Below are 16,642 nucleotides of genomic sequence, written 5' to 3'. Positions count from 1 at the left end.
TCGCGAGCAAGCCCGCTCCCACAGTTGGAACGCAATCCACTGTGGGAGCGGGCTTGCTCGCGAAAGCGGTCGCTCAGGTGACGCAAAATTCAGGTGAACTCGAACGTGTCCGCGTCCAGATTCGCCGGGAATCGCTCGCGATAAGCGGCCAGCGGCGCCGCCTCAAGAACAGCCTTGAACACGCCGTCCGCCTCCCCTGCCGTCAGCAAGGTTTCACCCTGGAAATCCAGAACCTGGCTGTCGCCGGTGTAAGCGAAGCCCTTGCCATCGGTCCCCACACGATTTACTGCCGCCACGTAGCAGAGGTTTTCGATGGCTCGCGCCGGCAGCAAACGGTTCCAGTGCAGGCGTCGCGCGCCCGGCCAGTTGGCGGTGTACAGCAACAGATCAGTGTCCTGCGCGTCTCGGCTCCACACCGGGAAGCGCAGGTCATAGCAAATCAACGGACGAATCCGCCAGCCCTTGAGTTCGAACTGCACCTGACGCTCACCGGGGGTGTAATGGTTGTGCTCGCCGGCCATGCGGAACAGATGGCGCTTGTCGTAATGCAGTACTTCACCATCAGGGCGCGCCCACAACAATCGGTTGCGATGACTGCCATCGGCGGCCTGAATGATCACGCTGCCGGTGATCACGGCATTGAGCCTGGCCGCCTGAACCCGCAGCCATTTGCTGGTCGGGCCGTTTTCGGCTTCAGCGAGGGTTTCCGATTCCATGGAAAAACCGGTAGTGAACATTTCCGGCAGGATGATCAGGTCAACACCACGGGCCTGCTCCAGCAACGCCTCGAAATGCTCAAAATTGGCCTGACGGTCGTGCCAGGCCAGGCTGGTCTGGATCAACGCCAGATTGAGGTCCGGCAAGGTACTCAAATCGCGCATAGTTTTGCCGCCGCTTCGCGCAGCGTCTCCTCGCGTTTGGCGAAGCACAGGCGCACGAGGCGCTGGCCTTCAGGTGGGTTCTGGTAGAACACCGACACCGGAATACTCGCCACGCCGTGTTCGCGGGTCATCCACATCGCCATCTCGACGTCGTTCAAGTCCGGACGGATCTGCGAGTAATCGACCAGTTGGAAGTAGGTGCCGGTGACACGAGTGAAGGTGAATCGCGACGGTGCCAGCAGATCGCAGAACAGATCGCGCTTGGCCTGGTAGAAGCCCGGCAATTCTTCGACGTGTTCCGGGTGTTCGGCCATGTAATCGGCCAACGCGTATTGCAACGGCGTGACGCCACAGAAACTGACGTATTGGTGGACTTTGCGCAGCTCGGCGGTCAGCGCGGATGGCGCAACGACGTAGCCGGTTTTCCAGCCAGTGACATGGTAGGTCTTGCCGAACGAGCTGACGACGAAGGCACGCTGATACAGCTCTTCGTGAGCCAGCACGCTGACGTGAGGAACGCTATCGAACACCAGATGCTCGTAAACTTCATCGCTGATCAGGTAGATGTCGCGGTCGCGAATCAGAGCCGCCAGTTGATCAAGTTCGGCGCGGCTGATCAGGGCGCCGCTCGGGTTGTGCGGGGTGTTGAGGACAATCATTTTCGTGCGCGGGCTCAAGGCCGCGGCGAGTTTGTCGAAATCGATGGAGAAATCGCCCGGGTTCAGTTGCACATGCACACAACGACCACCCGCCAACTCCGTGGCCGGCTCGTAGCTGTCGTAGCACGGGTCAAACACGATGACCTCGTCACCGCTGTGGATAACCGCCTGAATTGCACAGAAGATCGCCTGGGTCGCGCCTGGCGTCACCGTCACTTCGCTGTCGGCATTCACGGTCACGCCGTAACTGCGCGCGATCTTCGCGGCAATCTGCTCACGCAATGCCGGCAATCCGGTCATCGGCGAATATTGGTTATGGCCACTGGCAATGTGCCGACCTACCGCGTCGCGCAAGGATTGCGGGCCGTCAAAATCGGGAAAGCCCTGGGACAGGTTGATGGCTCCGGTCTGCGCCGCGAGCTGAGACATCTGCGTGAAAATAGTGATGCCGACATTCGGCAGCTTACTGGTGATCATCGGGGGTTCCCTGCTCAACACCCGGCTCTGACGACGGCGCGGGAGAGCCCGAGGATAGCCCATCCGGCGCCCATAAAAAAAGGGCGCCGGATGGCACCCTTCTCTCATGCGGATGGTTCCCAAGCTCTGCCTGGGAACGGTCAACGGCCAGCGACCTTACTTCTTGTCGCGGCGCTTCTTGTCGGCTTTCTTGTGGTGCGACATCAAGCGACGCTTCTTGTTGACCTGGCGGTCGGTCAGCGTGGTTTTGTTGCCTTCGTACGGGTTATCGCCGCCCTTGAATTCGATGCGGATCGGCGTACCGACCAGCTTCAGCACGCGGCGATAAGTGTTCTCCAGATAGCGCACATACGACTTCGGCACTTTCTCGATCTGGTTACCGTGGATCACGATGATCGGCGGGTTGGCACCACCCAGGTGGGCATAACGCAGCTTGATCCGGCGGTTGTTGACCATCGGTGGCGCGTGCTCGCCAACCGCGTCTTCCAGAATCTGGGTCAGACGGTTGGTCGGCCAGCGGGTGACCGCCGACTTGAACGAGTTCTGCACGGACGCGTAGAGGTTGCCCACGCCAGTACCGTGCAGGGCCGAGATGAAGTGGATGTCGGCGTAGTCGACGAAGAACAGTCGACGTTGCAGCTCGACCTTCACGTAGTCGCGCTCGCTCGGCGTCATGCCGTCCCACTTGTTGATCGCGATCACCAGCGCGCGACCCGATTCAATGGCAAAGCCCAACAGGTTGAGGTCGTGATCGACCACACCTTCGCGGGCGTCCATCACGAAGATCACCACGTTGGCGTCTTTGATCGCCTGCAGGGTTTTGACCACGGAGAACTTTTCGACTTCTTCGTGGATCTTGCCGCGCTTGCGCACACCGGCGGTGTCGATCAGCGTGTACTTCTCGTCGTTTCGCTCGAACGGGATGTAGATACTGTCGCGGGTGGTGCCGGGTTGGTCGTAAACGATAACGCGATCTTCACCGAGCATGCGGTTAACCAGCGTCGATTTACCGACGTTCGGACGACCGATGATGGCGATCTTGATCCCGTCTTTTTCACTCGGGCCTGGAATGCGCTTGGCTTCCTCGCCTTCGGCGACGATCTCTTCCTCTTCGCCTTCTGCCGGCTCGTCATCATCGCGCGGGAAATCGCTCAGGGCGGCTTCCAGCAACTGTGTGATGCCGCGACCGTGAGCACCGGCGATCGGAATCGCGTGGCCCATGCCCAGTGGGGCGAATTCGGCGCGGGCCATTTCCGGGTCGATGTTGTCGACCTTGTTGGCAACCACGTGGGAGCGCTTGTTACGTTTGCGCAGGTGTTCGGCGATCATCTGGTCGGCGGCGGTGAAACCGGCCTTGGCATCTACCAGGAACAGAACAACGTCTGCCTCTTCAATGGCCAGCAGCGACTGCTCGGCCATTTTTTCGTCCATACCATGCTCGTCACCGGAGATACCGCCGGTGTCGATCAGAATGTAGGAACGCCCTTGCCACTTGGCCTCACCGTACTGGCGATCACGGGTCAGACCGGACAAGTCGCCGACGATGGCGTCGCGAGTCCTGGTCAGGCGGTTGAACAAGGTGGATTTGCCGACGTTCGGTCGGCCCACCAGGGCGATTACGGGAACCATGCGGCTCTCCACTTCGTTATTTCAGAAAATACAAAAGCCGCTGCGAGGCAGCGGCTGGTGCTCGGGGCAACGCCTGATAGCGCTGCAAGCCCCGAAAATCCGGGGCCGCCTGGGGGGGTTAACCCCAAGCATAGTTGTTACTTGATGGTCAGGGCTTCCAGTTTGCCACTGTTGCCATACACATAAATCGTGTCACCCACCACCAGCGGACGGGCACGCAGGCCGTCGCTGTCGATGCGCTCACGGCCAACGAAACGACCGTCGACCTGGCTCAGCAGGTGCAGATAACCTTCCAGGTCACCCACAGCTACATAGCTGGAGAACACTTCCGGAGCCGACAATTGACGGCGGGCCAGCGAATCGTTGCTCCACAATGCAGTGGTGGAACGCTCGTCGACGCCTTCAACCGTGCCCGAAGACAGGCTCACGTAAACGCTGCCGAAACCCTGAGCGATACCGGCGTAGCTCGACGCATCGCGCTGCCAGAGTTGACGACCGCTTTCCAGATCCAGTGCCGCAACACGGCCCTGATAGCTGGCCACGTACAGCGTACCGCCGGACAGCAGCAGACCGCCGTCGATGTCGACCACGCGCTCCAGTTCCGAACGGCCCTGTGGAATAGCGATGCGCTGTTCCCAGACCGGCACGCCGTTGGTGATGTCCAGCGCGACCACTTTACCGGTCGACAGGCCTGCCACCGCAAAGCGGTTGGTCACCAGCGGAGCACTGGTGCCACGCAGGGTCAGTACCGCTGGCGTGCTGTCATACACCCAACGCTGGTTGCCGGTGGAGGCATCCAGACCGACCAGACGATCGTCCTGAGTCTGCACCACGACCACGTCGCCGTTGTTGGCCGGCGGCGCGAGCACTTCGCTGTTCACGCGAGCACGCCACTTCTCTTCACCGTTGATGGCGTCGAGGGCGACAACTTCGCCGCGCAACGTACCGATCATGACCAGGCCGTAACCCACGCCTACGGCGCCGGAAACTGGCAGTTCAAGGTCTTTTTTCCACTTAACGTCGCCATTGCTGCGGTCGAGCCCCATGACCACGCCGGTCACATCGGCGGCGTAGATGGTGTCGCCGTCGATCGCCGGCACCAGCATGTTGTAGGTTTCACCCTGACCATCACCGATTGAGCGACTCCACTGTTTGTGCAGAACCACTTCTTCTTTGAAGTCGGTCAGTTCGGCCGGTGGTAATTCTTTTTTGCTGTTGCTGCTGCAACCCGCGGCCAGAATGGCCAGAGCCAGCAATGCTGCATGCTTCCAACGGATCACGTCACGCATCCCCTTTGGCCAGGTCGTCCAGCTTGATTTGAAGGCCACCGACCGCCGCTTCATCCGACAGTGCTGCCTTGGCTTTTTGATACGCCTTGTTCGCGTCGTCAGAACGGCCCAGCTGTACCAGCAGGTCGCCCTTGAGTTCTTCACGAGTGGCCAGGAACGCTTTGTCGGCGTCGCCGTCGAGCAGCTTCAGGGCGTCTTCGGCCTTGTTCTGCGCGCCCAGCACCTGCGCCAGACGCTGACGGGCGATTTCGCCCAGCGCCGGGTTGGCCGGTTTGTCGACGATGGCTTTGAGCTCGGTCGCCGCGTCGTCCAGCTTGCCGCTGTCGACCGCAACCTTGGCCACGAACAGGCTGCCGTACTGCGCGTAGGCAGTACCGCCGAATTCGCTGTTGAGCTTGCCGGCCAGATCCGCAACACGGGCAGCGTCAGGCTTGCCGTCCGGGGTCAGCGTGGTTTCCAGCAATTGCTGATAGAGCACCGAGGCGCCTTGCGACTGGTTGCTCTGATACTTGTGAAAAGCCTGCCAGCCGAACACGATGACCAGCGCCAACAGGCCGCCAGTGACCAGAGGTTTGCCGTTGCGTGTCCACCAGTCCTTCAAATCCGCCAACTGTTCGTCTTCGGTACTCGACACCCCAATACTCCTTAATCGCTAAATCGGCTGTTTAGACAGCTTCAACCCTGCACGACGCAGGTGGCCAGGTGAGCGGCAAGCGCATCCCAGGCAATGCTTTGTTGTTCGCCCTGGCCACGCAGGGGTTTGAAACCTACCACTTGCTGGGCCATCTCGTCGTCACCCAGGATCAGTGCGTACAGCGCACCGCTCTTGTCGGCTTTCTTGAACTGGCTTTTGAAACTGCCGGCGCCGGCATTCACTTGCAGACGCAGGTTTGGAAGTTGATCGCGAACACGTTCAGCCAGGGCCAGACCGGCCAGCTCGGCTTCTTCACCGAAGGCGCAGAGGTAGACATCAACCTGACGGGAGATTTCTTCCGGGATCTGCTCAAGGGTTTCGAGCATCAGCACCAGGCGCTCGATACCCATGGCGAAACCGACGCCAGTGGTTGGCTTGCCGCCCATCTGCTCGACCAGACCGTCATAACGGCCGCCCGCGCAGACAGTGCCTTGGGCGCCGAGCTTGTCGGTGACCCATTCGAAAACGGTTTTGCTGTAGTAATCGAGGCCGCGAACCAGCTTCGGGTTGAGCACGTAAGGAATGCCCACGGCGTCCAGACGCGCCTTCAAGCCTTCGAAGTGTGCACGGGATTCGTCGTCCAGGTAGTCGGCCATTTTCGGCGCGTCGACCAGCACAGCCTGAGTGTCGGCATTTTTAGTGTCGAGCACGCGCAGCGGGTTGGATTTCAGGCGACGCTGGCTGTCTTCGTCGAGTTTGTCGTGGTGCGCCGAGAGGTACTCGACCAGCGCTTCACGATAACGTCCACGGGACTCGCTGGTGCCGAGGCTGTTGAGCTCGAGTTTGACCGCATCACGGATGCCCAGCTCGCCCCACAGGCGCCAGGTCATGATGATCAACTCGGCGTCAATGTCCGGACCGTCGAGGTTGAACACCTCCAGACCAATCTGGTGGAACTGACGATAACGGCCTTTCTGCGGACGCTCGTGGCGGAACATCGGGCCGATGTACCAAAGCTTTTGCACCTGACCACCGCCGGTGATGCCGTGTTCGAGCACAGCGCGCACGCACGCGGCAGTGCCTTCCGGACGCAGGGTCAGGGAGTCACCGTTGCGGTCTTCGAAGGTGTACATCTCTTTTTCGACGATGTCGGTCACTTCACCGATGGAGCGCTTGAACAGCTCGGTGAACTCGACGATCGGCATGCGGATTTGCTTGTAACCGTAGTTATCCAGCAAGCGCGCAACGGTGCCTTCGAAATAACGCCACAGCGGGGTCTGTTCGGGCAGGATGTCGTTCATGCCACGGATGGCTTGTAGAGACTTGCTCACTTTAAATCCTTAAATTCGTTCGGCTCTGGTTCAGGCTCAGCCGCGTGCGATAACCGCTGCGTCAGCTTCGACCTTCTCGGCCGCCTTCTCGCGGATCAGCTTTTCCAGCTCGTCCACCAGATTGTCATTCGTCAGTTTCTGCGACGGCTTGCCGTCGATGTAAATCAGGTTTGGCGTGCCGCCGGTCAAGCCGATATGGGCTTCCTTGGCTTCGCCGGGGCCGTTGACCACGCAACCGATCACCGCGACATCCAGCGGCACCAGCAGGTCTTCAAGACGCCCTTCCAGCTCGTTCATGGTTTTGACCACATCGAAGTTCTGCCTCGAGCAGCTCGGGCAGGCGATGAAGTTGATGCCACGGGAACGCAAATGCAATGACTTGAGGATGTCGTAACCGACCTTCACTTCCTCGACCGGATCGGCCGCCAGCGAAATGCGGATAGTATCGCCAATCCCCTCGGCGAGCAGCATACCTAGGCCCACGGCGGATTTCACCGTGCCCGAACGCAATCCACCGGCTTCAGTGATGCCCAGGTGCAGCGGCTGGACGATTTCTTTGGCCAGCAAACGATAGGCTTCGACGGCCATGAACACGTCGGAAGCCTTCACGCTGACCTTGAAGTCCTGGAAATTCAGGCGTTCGAGGTGTTCGACGTGGCGCAGAGCGGACTCGACCAACGCCGCCGGAGTCGGCTCGCCGTATTTCTTTTGCAGGTCTTTTTCCAGGGAACCGGCATTGACGCCGATGCGGATCGGAATCCCGCGATCACGGGCAGCATCGACCACGGCACGCACCCGGTCTTCGCGACCGATGTTGCCCGGATTGATACGCAGGCAGTCCACACCCAGTTCGGCCACGCGCAGAGCGATCTTGTAGTCGAAGTGAATGTCGGCAACCAGCGGCACCTTGACCAGTTGTTTGATCCTGCCGAATGCCTCGGCGGCGTCCATGTCCGGCACCGATACGCGGACGATGTCGACGCCGGCGGCTTCCAGACGATTGATTTGCGCAACGGTCGCAGCGACGTCATTGGTGTCACTGTTGGTCATGCTCTGAACAGCAATGGGCGCATCGCCGCCCACCGGAACGTTACCGACCCAGATCTTGCGCGAAACGCGACGTTTGATTGGAGATTCGCCGTGCATGACTTATTGACCCAACTTCAGGCGAGCAGTCTCGCCACTGGTGAACGGAGCAACATCGACCGGCTGGCCGTTGTAGCTGACCTGCGCGCCACGGGCATAACCCAGACGTACGGCAAATGGTGGCTTGCCGGCCACTGAAAGGCTGTCGCCCTTACGCTTCAGACCACTGAACAGCACTTTACCGCTGCCGTCGGTGACTTGCGTCCAGCAATCGGCGACGAACTGCACCGATACCTGACCTTGACCCGCCACCGGAGCGGTTGCTGCAACAGCAGGAACCGTCGGCGCGACTGGCGCTGTGATGGTGGGTGCCGGTGTAGCCGGAACCGCAGGTGCCGGGGTGGCCGGAGTAGCAACGACCGGGGCCGGGGTGTGAGCCGGAGCGGCTGGGGTTGCGACCGGAGCAGCAGGAGCCGTCTCGGTGGCCGGAGCGGCGGCTTCAGGGCCAGTCGACTCTGCCGTGGTATCCGATTGCGGCAGTGCCAGCGAAGTCGAACCTTCAGCCTGGTTTTCTGCGACAGCCTGGTCTTCCGGTTCGTCGATCGGGTGAATCTGCGTGGTGCCGTCAGCGCCTTCGACTTCGACGTGCTCAGGCGCCAGGCTGGTCAAATCCTTGGTGCGCAGCGAGGTCTGATCCTGCCACCAGACGAAACCGCCGCCGATGACCGCGATCAGCAACAGCAGGCTGACGATCCGCAAAATGGTATGGGAAACCCGCACTGGTTCTTCGATACGACCCAGCGCATGGACGTTGCTGCCCTGGGAATCGGTGCCGGTGGACTGGTCGAATTGCTGAACCAGAACGGTCTGGTCCATGCCGAGCAACTTGGCATAGGCGCGAATGTAACCGCGAGCGAATGTATGCCCCGGCAGCTTGTCGAAAGCGCCGGCTTCAAGATTGCTCAGGGAAGTCACGGTGAGGTTGAGCTTGAGGGCCACTTCGGCCAGCGACCAGCCATTGCTTTCGCGGGCCTGGCGCAGGGTCTCACCGGGGTTAACGCGATTCGCTGCTACAACTTCGGGATGCGCCGCTTTCATCATTGCTCCGACAGGTATTGCTGATATTCCGGCGTACCGGGATAGAGTCGTTTTAATTGCAGGCCGTAACTGGCGGCCTTGTCGCGATCTTCAAACACTTTTGCCAGCCGAACGCCGAGCAATAGACTACGTGCATTTTGTTCGGTAAGCAGGCTGAAACGGACGTAATAGTCACGCGCGGGCACATAATGCCTGTCTTCGAAAGACAACTCAGCCATTTCCAGCAATGCGCGCGGTTGTTGGCGGTTCAAACGCAGCGCCTTTTCCAGTTGCTGCTGCGCCAAATCACGCTCACCGAGCTTCGAAGCGGTCATGCCGAGGTTTTCGAATACACGCGAACGCTCAGGATACAGGGTATCGGCGGCGGCCTGTTCAAAACGCTCGTAGGCTTCCTTGTAACGCTGTTCTTCGTAGAGAAAACTGCCGTAGTTGTTGAGGATGCGCGCATCGGCGGGACGGGAGGACAAGGCTTTGCGAAAGTGCTCGTCAGCCAGTTTCGGCTCCATTTCGGCCTGAAACACCAGACCGAGGGCGGCATTGGCGTCGGGGTCAGAGCTGTCGAGCTCCAGCGCTTTCTTCAGCGGCACCTTGGCCCGCTCGGTCATGCCCTGCTGCAAGTACCCCAGCCCCAGCTGCACGTAGGCAGCCCGCGCTTCATCGCGGCCCTTGCTGGTCTTCATCGGGTTGTAGTCACCCGACAGGACACAACCAGCACACAGGCTGGCCAACAGCAACAGCAGCGCAAAGCGCAGGGACATAGAGATCCTCTCTTAGTTAGTGTTCGCGGCGTTCTGTGCCAGATCGCTGTCGGCGTTCAATTCACGCACGGCGATGTAACGTTCGCTGCGACGGGTGCGATCCAGCACCTGCCCTACCAATTGACCACACGCGGCGTCGATGTCTTCACCCCGGGTGGTGCGCACAGTGACGTTGAAACCGGCCTGATGCAACTGATCCTGGAAACGACGGATCGCGTTGTTGCTCGGACGCTCGTACCCGGAGTGCGGGAACGGGTTGAACGGGATCAGGTTGATCTTGCACGGGATGTTTTTCAGCAGTTCGATCATTTCCACGGCGTGCTCAAGCTTGTCGTTGACGTCCTTGAGCAAGGTGTACTCGATGGTCAGCACACGTTTTTCGCCAAGGGCGGACATGTAGCGCTGGCACGACTCGAGCAGCATCTTAAGCGGATATTTCTTGTTGATCGGCACCAATTGGTTACGCAATGCGTCATTCGGTGCGTGCAGGGACAACGCCAGGGACACATCGATGTGCTTGGCCAGCTCATCGATCATCGGCACCACACCCGACGTGGACAGGGTCACGCGGCGCTTGGAGATCCCGTAGCCGAGGTCATCCATCATCAGATGCATGGCGGCGACCACGTTGTCGAAGTTCAGCAACGGCTCGCCCATACCCATCATCACCACGTTGGTGATGGCGCGGTCGATGGTCGCCGGGACGCTGCCGAAAGATTTGTTGGCAATCCACACCTGGCCGATGACTTCGGCGGCGGTGAGGTTGCTGTTGAAGCCTTGCTTGCCGGTGGAGCAGAAACTGCAGTCCAGGGCACAGCCTGCCTGGGACGAAACGCACAGAGTGCCGCGTTTGCCCTGGGGAATGTAAACGGTCTCGACACAGCTGCCGGACGCCACGCGCACCACCCACTTACGGGTGCCGTCGCTGGAGATGTCCTCGCTGACCACTTCGGGACCACGGACCTCAGCAACGGCCTTGAGCTTTTCGCGCAAGGCCTTGCTGACGTTCGTCATGGCGTCGAAATCATCGACGCCAAAGTGGTGAATCCATTTCATTACCTGACCGGCACGGAAACGCTTCTCCCCGATTGAGTCGAAGAATTTTTCCATTTCCGGCTGGGTCAGACCCAGCAGGTTTGTTTTAACAGTCGATGTAGTCATGGATTCACCTTCACTCTTTAAGCAATGCTTAGCGAGTGGTTACTTCAGTAGCTGCGAAGAAGTACGAGATTTCGCGAGCAGCAGCGGCTTCGGAGTCCGAACCGTGTACGGCGTTGGCGTCGATCGACTCAGCAAAGTCAGCACGGATGGTGCCGGCAGCAGCTTCTTTAGGGTTGGTAGCGCCCATCAGCTCACGGTTGCGAGCGATAGCGTTTTCGCCTTCCAAAACCTGAACAACAACTGGACCGGAGATCATGAAAGCAACCAGATCACCGAAGAAACCGCGCTCTTTGTGCTCAGCGTAGAAGCCTTCAGCTTCAGCTTTGGACAGCTGCTTCATTTTCGAAGCAACAACTTTCAGGCCAGCTTTTTCGAAACGGGTAACGATTTCGCCGGCTGCGCCTTTTGCAACGGCGTCAGGCTTGATGATGGAGAAAGTGCGTTGAACAGCCATGGTGTAACTCCAGAAACGGTAATTTGCGAAAAATTAAACCCGCGAATTATACGCGGGTTCTTGGGTATTGCCTAACCTGCGAGGACGATCAGTCTACTTCTTCGATCCAGAGAGCCTGAACCGCTTCCAACACCTTCTCGCCGACACGGCCAGAGGTGTTGTCGAAGTCAGGCAGTTCCATGATCCATCGCTGCAGGTCGACGAAATTGACAGAAAGCGGATCAACATCCGGCTTGGCTTCAGCCAATTCTTCTGCAATGCGTTGAACATCATTCCAACCGTAGCTCATGACAGTCTTACCAGTCAGTGCGGCGCTTCGGCCGCATGGTTAAGCGAATATTTCGGAATTTCGACGGTGATATCTTCTTCACCAACGATAGCCTGACATGCCAGGCGTGATTGCGCTTCCAGACCCCAGGCACGATCGAGGAAATCTTCTTCCAGCTCGTCAGCCTCTTCCATCGAGTCAAAACCCTCACGGATGATGCAGTGACAAGTGGTGCAGGCGCAGACGCCGCCGCAGGCGCTTTCCATTTCGATGTGGTGTTCGTGGGCCAGTTCGAGAATCGATGTGCCGGGCGCAGCCTCGACCACCATGCCTTCAGGGCAAAACTTCTCGTGGGGCAGAAAAATGACCTGCGGCATCAGATATCCTCGATTTCATTCAGATTGCGCCCCGACAGAGCGGCTTTCACCGTCTGATCCATGCGGCGGGCAGCAAAAGCATCGGTCACTTGCGACAGACGCTTGGTCTGCTGCTCGATGGCATAGCCATCAGTGCCTTTCATCAGTTCGGTGAGTTCCTGCACTTGCAGATCGATGACCATGCGCTCTTCGGCGTCGAGCAAACGCTCGCCATCAGCCTCCAGAGCCCCCTGCACCGCTTCTATCAGGCGCTGAGCATCGACTTGCTGCTCACGCAGAACGCGGGCGACCTTGTCGTCATTGGCGTGCTGGAACGAATCCTTGAGCATTTTGGCGATTTCGCCGTCGGTCAGACCGTAGGACGGTTTGACCTGAATGCTCGCCTCGACGCCCGAACCCAGTTCACGGGCAGAAACGCTGAGCAGACCGTCGGCATCGACCTGGAAGGTCACGCGAATCTTCGCCGCACCGGCAACCATTGCTGGAATACCGCGCAACTCGAAGCGTGCCAGCGAGCGGCAGTCGCTGATCAGCTCGCGCTCACCTTGCAGCACGTGGATTGCCATGGCCGACTGGCCGTCTTTATAAGTGGTGAAGTCTTGCGCGCGAGCGACGGGGATGGTGGTGTTGCGCGGGATCACCTTCTCCATCAGACCGCCCATGGTTTCCAGCCCCAGGGACAGCGGGATCACGTCGAGCAGCAGCAGTTCGCCGCCATCGCGCTTGTTGCCAGCCAGCGTATCGGCCTGGATCGCGGCACCGATGGCCACCACTTGATCCGGATCGATTTCAGTCAAAGGCTGACGACCGAAGGCTTCGGCAACAGCTTCGCGAACGCGCGGAACGCGAGTCGAACCGCCAACCATGACCACGGCATGCACGTCTTCCAGCTCTACGCCAGAATCGCGAACGGCGCGACGGCAGGCTTTCAGGCTGCGTGCAACCATCGGCTCGATCAGCGCATCGAAGGCTTCGCGGGTCAGCTGTGCTTTCCAGTCACCGTAGGCCACTTCAACACTGGCCGAATCGGTGAGGGCCTCTTTGGCCGCGCATGCGGTTTGCAGCAGATTACGTTGAGCGCCCGGATCGAGATCGGCAGACAGGCCAGCGCTCTCGATGATCCAGCCGGCAATCGCGTGATCGAAGTCATCGCCGCCCAGCGCGCTGTCGCCGCCGGTGGCCAGAACCTCGAACACACCGCCAGTCAGACGCAAAATGGAAATATCGAACGTACCGCCACCCAGGTCGTAAATCGCGACCAGGCCCTCGGCATGCTGATCCAGACCGTAAGCCACAGCCGCGGCGGTCGGCTCGTTGAGCAGACGCAGCACGTTGAGACCGGCCAGTTTGGCCGCGTCTTTGGTGGCCTGACGTTGAGCATCGTCGAAGTACGCCGGAACGGTAATCACCGCGCCCACTAATTCGCCACCCAAGGTCGCTTCAGCGCGCTGACGCAGAACCTTGAGAATATCGGCAGAGACTTCGACTGGGCTTTTCGGACCCTGCACTGTGTCGATGAACGGCATGTGCGATTCGCCACCGACAAAGCGGTATGGCAATTGCTCGCCCAATTGCTTGACGTCGGACAGACCACGACCCATCAAGCGCTTGACCGACAGCACGGTATTCAAAGGATCGGAGGATGCGGCCAGCTTGGCCGACTCGCCGACTTCGACGCGATCGGCGTGATAACGCACAGCGGACGGCAGGATGACCTGCCCGTTTGCGTCAGCCAGTGGCTCGGAAAGACCACTGCGCAACGCAGCGACCAGCGAATTGGTAGTGCCCAAGTCGATCCCCACAGCCAGACGACGCTGGTGCGGTTGAGGACTTTGGCCGGGTTCGGCGATCTGCAGTAGGGCCATCGTGATCAGGACTTATCTGTATATCAGGCGTGCGACCGGAGCGGCACTGGGTTAATCGTCGAGGCGCTCTTCTAACTGGCGCACTTCGTAGGTGAGCTTGTCGAGGAACTGCATGCGCCGCATCAGGCGTTCGGCCTGTTCACGTTGCGCCGCATCATCCCAACAGGCTGCGAAGCTTTCGTTGAGTTCTTCCTGAGCGACCTTCAAGCGACGCTTGAACACCGCGACACCGTTGAGATCGGCGCTGTCCTGGAGGTCTTCGAGTTCTTCGCGCCACTGCATCTGCTGCAAAAGAAACTCGGGGTCATGAACCGTGACCTCCATCGGCACTTCATGCCCGCTGATGGTCAGCAGGTAACGTGCACGCTGGGCTGGACTCTTGAGCGTCTGATAAGCGTCGTTAAGGCGCGCAGACTGCTCGAGTGCCGAGCGCTGCTCACGCTCGGAAGCGTCGGCGAAACGATCAGGATGAACACCGCGCGCCAACTCACGATAGCGCGTGGCCAACTGCTCGAGATCCAGACGGAAACTCGGTTGCAGCTCGAATAAAGCGAAATGACAAGGAATACCCACGACAAGCCTCAGATGTTGAAGCTTTCGCCGCAGCCACATTCACCGCGAACGTTGGGATTGTTGAACTTGAAGCCTTCGTTCAACCCTTCCTTGACGAAATCGAGCTCGGTGCCGTCCAGGTAGGCCAGGCTCTTCGGGTCGATGATCACTTTTTCGCCGTGACTCTCGAACACCTGATCCTCTGCAACCACCTCGTCGACAAACTCCAGCACGTAGGCAAGGCCGGAACAGCCTGTGGTGCGAACACCCAGACGAATCCCTTCACCTTTGCCGCGCCCGTCGAGGGAGCGCCGCACGTGTCGAGCAGCCGCTTCTGTCATGCTGATAGCCATCGTTGACTCCTTACTCGTCGCCTAATGCTTAGATCAAGCCTTTCTTCTGCTTGTAATCGCGAACAGCCGCCTTGATAGCGTCTTCAGCGAGTACCGAGCAGTGAATTTTCACTGGCGGCAGGGCCAGTTCTTCGGCCAACTGGGTGTTCTTGATGGTTTCCGCTTCGTCCAGGGTCTTGCCCTTCATCCACTCGGTGGCGAGGGAGCTGGAAGCGATCGCCGAACCGCAGCCGTAGGTCTTGAACTTGGCGTCTTCGATAACACCCTGATCGTTGACCTTGATCTGCAGACGCATCACGTCGCCGCACGCCGGAGCGCCGACCATGCCGGTGCCAACATCAGGATCTTCCGCGTTCATCTTGCCGACGTTGCGCGGGTTTTCGTAGTGGTCGATGACCTTTTCGCTGTAAGCCATGATTCTCAATCCTCACTCATCAGGGCCGCTCTTGAGACCCTGCAACTGCGCTGCGTCAGCCGCCGCGTCGCTACAGGATCTGTATCCGGCGGCTTCTATATTTAGTGTGCCGCCCACTCGATCTTCGAGATATCGACGCCGTCTTTGTACATGTCCCACAGCGGCGACAGAGCGCGCAGCTTGGTAACGGCCTCGCAGACTTTCTGCGCGGCGTAATCGATTTCTTCTTCGGTGGTGAAACGGCCGAAGGTAAAGCGGATCGAGCTGTGTGCCAGTTCGTCGTTGCGGCCCAGGGCGCGCAGCACGTACGAAGGCTCCAGCGATGCCGAGGTGCAGGCCGAACCGGACGACACCGCCAGATCCTTGAGCGCCATGATCAGCGACTCGCCTTCAACGTAGTTGAAGCTCAGGTTCAGGTTGTGTGGAACGCGGGCGGTCAGGCTGCCGTTGACATACAGCTCTTCCAGATGTTCGACCTGCTTGTAGAAACGGTCGCTCAACGCCTTGATGCGGACGTTTTCGGCAGCCATGTCTTCCTTGGCCACACGGAACGCTTCGCCCATGCCGACAATCTGGTGAGTCGCCAGCGTACCGGAGCGCATGCCACGTTCGTGACCGCCGCCGTGCATGGTCGCTTCGATGCGCACACGCGGCTTGCGGCTGACGTACAGCGCGCCGATGCCTTTAGGGCCATAGGTTTTATGGGCGGAGAACGACATCATGTCGACTTTCAGTTTCTGCAGGTCGATATCGACCTTGCCAGTGGACTGAGCGGCGTCGACGTGGAACAGGATGCCTTTGGAACGAAGCAGCTCGCCGATGGCGGCGATGTCGTTGACGGTGCCGATTTCGTTGTTCACATGCATCACGGAGACCAGGATGGTGTCATCGCGCAGTGCAGCTTCAATCATGGCCGGAGTGATCAGACCGTCGGTCTGAGGCTCGAGATAGGTCACTTCGAAACCTTCACGCTCCAGTTGGCGCATGGTGTCGAGGACAGCCTTGTGCTCAATCTTGGTGGTGATCAGGTGCTTGCCCTTGGAGGCGTAGAAATGTGCCGCTCCCTTGATTGCCAGGTTGTCGGACTCGGTGGCACCGGAGGTCCAGACGATCTCACGCGGGTCGGCATTGACCAGATCGGCCACCTGACGACGGGCGTTTTCGACGGACTCTTCAGCTTTCCAGCCGAACACGTGGGAACGGGAAGCCGGGTTACCGAAGTTTCCGTCGACCAGCAGGCATTCACTCATTTTTTGCGCAACACGCGGATCAACCGGGGTGGTCGCAGAGTAATCAAGGTAAATCGGCAATTTCATGGACTATCTCCTAAATCAGGGCTGGCGTGCCGCTAGCTC

18 protein-coding genes are annotated in these 16,642 nt (G+C 59.4%); all 18 read right to left on the bottom strand.

The window, feature by feature from the left end; translation table 11 throughout:
* Positions 1 to 89 precede the first annotated feature (89 nt).
* The 18 genes from F2P67_RS07100 to F2P67_RS07015 all read right to left on the bottom strand — a co-directional run bounded on the left by F2P67_RS07100 (position 90) and on the right by F2P67_RS07015 (position 16,603).
* A complete protein-coding gene (locus F2P67_RS07100; RefSeq protein WP_166218916.1) occupies positions 90 to 881 on the bottom strand; it encodes an amidohydrolase in 792 nt (263 codons plus the stop codon).
* Entirely contained in the window at positions 869 to 2,017 is a 1,149-nt protein-coding gene (locus tag F2P67_RS07095) for a pyridoxal phosphate-dependent aminotransferase (protein ID WP_166218914.1), read from the bottom strand. The genes F2P67_RS07100 and F2P67_RS07095 overlap by 13 nt, the downstream gene beginning before the upstream one ends.
* A 156-nt stretch (positions 2,018 to 2,173) precedes the next feature.
* On the bottom strand, positions 2,174 to 3,646 hold the full coding sequence (der, locus tag F2P67_RS07090) for a ribosome biogenesis GTPase Der (protein ID WP_166218912.1): 1,473 nt from the start codon (positions 3,644 to 3,646) through the stop codon (positions 2,174 to 2,176).
* 137 nt (positions 3,647 to 3,783) lie between these two features.
* A complete protein-coding gene (gene bamB, locus F2P67_RS07085) occupies positions 3,784 to 4,935 on the bottom strand; it encodes an outer membrane protein assembly factor BamB (protein WP_166218910.1) in 1,152 nt (383 codons plus the stop codon).
* On the bottom strand, positions 4,928 to 5,569 hold the full coding sequence (locus tag F2P67_RS07080) for a tetratricopeptide repeat protein (RefSeq protein WP_166218908.1): 642 nt from the start codon (positions 5,567 to 5,569) through the stop codon (positions 4,928 to 4,930). The genes bamB and F2P67_RS07080 overlap by 8 nt, the downstream gene beginning before the upstream one ends.
* Positions 5,570 to 5,610: 41 nt before the next feature.
* Positions 5,611 to 6,900: a histidine--tRNA ligase gene (hisS, locus tag F2P67_RS07075; RefSeq protein WP_166218906.1), complete on the bottom strand. Its 1,290-nt coding sequence runs from the start codon at positions 6,898 to 6,900 to the stop codon at positions 5,611 to 5,613.
* A 36-nt stretch (positions 6,901 to 6,936) separates the two neighbouring features.
* Entirely contained in the window at positions 6,937 to 8,046 is a 1,110-nt protein-coding gene (ispG, locus tag F2P67_RS07070) for a flavodoxin-dependent (E)-4-hydroxy-3-methylbut-2-enyl-diphosphate synthase (RefSeq protein WP_007964434.1), read from the bottom strand.
* A 3-nt stretch (positions 8,047 to 8,049) separates the two neighbouring features.
* Positions 8,050 to 9,084 carry a RodZ domain-containing protein gene (locus tag F2P67_RS07065; RefSeq protein WP_166218904.1) on the bottom strand — a complete coding sequence of 345 codons (1,035 nt, stop codon included), beginning with the start codon at positions 9,082 to 9,084 and terminating at the stop codon, positions 8,050 to 8,052.
* Complete coding sequence (gene pilW / locus F2P67_RS07060; protein WP_166218902.1) at positions 9,084 to 9,842, bottom strand: type IV pilus biogenesis/stability protein PilW; 759 nt, start codon at positions 9,840 to 9,842, stop codon at positions 9,084 to 9,086. Before pilW ends, F2P67_RS07065 begins: the two co-directional genes overlap by 1 nt.
* Before the next feature lie 12 nt (positions 9,843 to 9,854).
* A complete protein-coding gene (gene rlmN / locus F2P67_RS07055; RefSeq protein WP_166218900.1) occupies positions 9,855 to 11,003 on the bottom strand; it encodes a dual-specificity RNA methyltransferase RlmN in 1,149 nt (382 codons plus the stop codon).
* 28 nt (positions 11,004 to 11,031) lie between these two features.
* The gene (gene ndk, locus F2P67_RS07050) at positions 11,032 to 11,457 is read right to left on the bottom strand and encodes a nucleoside-diphosphate kinase (protein WP_003227894.1); all 426 of its coding nucleotides are present in this window, start codon (positions 11,455 to 11,457) and stop codon (positions 11,032 to 11,034) included.
* An 88-nt stretch (positions 11,458 to 11,545) separates the two neighbouring features.
* A complete protein-coding gene (gene iscX, locus F2P67_RS07045; protein ID WP_027619659.1) occupies positions 11,546 to 11,746 on the bottom strand; it encodes a Fe-S cluster assembly protein IscX in 201 nt (66 codons plus the stop codon).
* A 14-nt stretch (positions 11,747 to 11,760) separates the two neighbouring features.
* Positions 11,761 to 12,102 carry an ISC system 2Fe-2S type ferredoxin gene (gene fdx, locus F2P67_RS07040; RefSeq protein ID WP_007916885.1) on the bottom strand — a complete coding sequence of 114 codons (342 nt, stop codon included), beginning with the start codon at positions 12,100 to 12,102 and terminating at the stop codon, positions 11,761 to 11,763.
* Complete coding sequence (gene hscA / locus F2P67_RS07035) at positions 12,102 to 13,967, bottom strand: Fe-S protein assembly chaperone HscA (protein WP_166218898.1); 1,866 nt, start codon at positions 13,965 to 13,967, stop codon at positions 12,102 to 12,104. Before hscA ends, fdx begins: the two co-directional genes overlap by 1 nt.
* 51 nt (positions 13,968 to 14,018) lie before the next feature.
* The gene (gene hscB, locus F2P67_RS07030; protein WP_166218896.1) at positions 14,019 to 14,540 is read right to left on the bottom strand and encodes a co-chaperone HscB; all 522 of its coding nucleotides are present in this window, start codon (positions 14,538 to 14,540) and stop codon (positions 14,019 to 14,021) included.
* Between the two features lie 8 nt (positions 14,541 to 14,548).
* The gene (gene iscA, locus F2P67_RS07025) at positions 14,549 to 14,872 is read right to left on the bottom strand and encodes an iron-sulfur cluster assembly protein IscA (RefSeq protein ID WP_003227904.1); all 324 of its coding nucleotides are present in this window, start codon (positions 14,870 to 14,872) and stop codon (positions 14,549 to 14,551) included.
* Positions 14,873 to 14,900: 28 nt separating this feature from the next.
* Positions 14,901 to 15,287, bottom strand: a complete 387-nt coding sequence (iscU, locus tag F2P67_RS07020; protein ID WP_003227907.1) for a Fe-S cluster assembly scaffold IscU — start codon at positions 15,285 to 15,287, stop codon at positions 14,901 to 14,903.
* A gap of 101 nt (positions 15,288 to 15,388) precedes the next feature.
* Complete coding sequence (locus tag F2P67_RS07015) at positions 15,389 to 16,603, bottom strand: IscS subfamily cysteine desulfurase (RefSeq protein ID WP_166218894.1); 1,215 nt, start codon at positions 16,601 to 16,603, stop codon at positions 15,389 to 15,391.
* Between the last annotated feature and the right edge of the window lie 39 nt (positions 16,604 to 16,642).

The organism is Pseudomonas atagonensis, assembly GCF_011369485.1.
GTDB lineage: Bacteria > Pseudomonadota > Gammaproteobacteria > Pseudomonadales > Pseudomonadaceae > Aquipseudomonas > Aquipseudomonas atagonensis.
Note: the sequence above shows the minus strand (reverse complement) of the source record. Positions and strands in the feature narration are given on the sequence as shown.

Coding starts and splice junctions, on each gene's coding strand:
- hscA (WP_166218898.1), bottom strand. CDS start 13,967: ATGGCCCTACTGCAGATCGCCGAACCCGGCCAAAGTCCTCAACCGCAC.
- F2P67_RS07065 (WP_166218904.1), bottom strand. CDS start 9,084: ATGAAAGCGGCGCATCCCGAAGTTGTAGCAGCGAATCGCGTTAACCCC.
- pilW (WP_166218902.1), bottom strand. CDS start 9,842: ATGTCCCTGCGCTTTGCGCTGCTGTTGCTGTTGGCCAGCCTGTGTGCT.
- F2P67_RS07015 (WP_166218894.1), bottom strand. CDS start 16,603: ATGAAATTGCCGATTTACCTTGATTACTCTGCGACCACCCCGGTTGAT.
- ispG (WP_007964434.1), bottom strand. CDS start 8,046: ATGCACGGCGAATCTCCAATCAAACGTCGCGTTTCGCGCAAGATCTGG.
- rlmN (WP_166218900.1), bottom strand. CDS start 11,003: ATGACTACATCGACTGTTAAAACAAACCTGCTGGGTCTGACCCAGCCG.
- ndk (WP_003227894.1), bottom strand. CDS start 11,457: ATGGCTGTTCAACGCACTTTCTCCATCATCAAGCCTGACGCCGTTGCA.
- bamB (WP_166218910.1), bottom strand. CDS start 4,935: ATGCGTGACGTGATCCGTTGGAAGCATGCAGCATTGCTGGCTCTGGCC.
- F2P67_RS07100 (WP_166218916.1), bottom strand. CDS start 881: ATGCGCGATTTGAGTACCTTGCCGGACCTCAATCTGGCGTTGATCCAG.
- iscX (WP_027619659.1), bottom strand. CDS start 11,746: ATGAGCTACGGTTGGAATGATGTTCAACGCATTGCAGAAGAATTGGCT.
- iscA (WP_003227904.1), bottom strand. CDS start 14,872: ATGGCTATCAGCATGACAGAAGCGGCTGCTCGACACGTGCGGCGCTCC.
- der (WP_166218912.1), bottom strand. CDS start 3,646: ATGGTTCCCGTAATCGCCCTGGTGGGCCGACCGAACGTCGGCAAATCC.
- iscU (WP_003227907.1), bottom strand. CDS start 15,287: ATGGCTTACAGCGAAAAGGTCATCGACCACTACGAAAACCCGCGCAAC.
- fdx (WP_007916885.1), bottom strand. CDS start 12,102: ATGCCGCAGGTCATTTTTCTGCCCCACGAGAAGTTTTGCCCTGAAGGC.
- F2P67_RS07095 (WP_166218914.1), bottom strand. CDS start 2,017: ATGATCACCAGTAAGCTGCCGAATGTCGGCATCACTATTTTCACGCAG.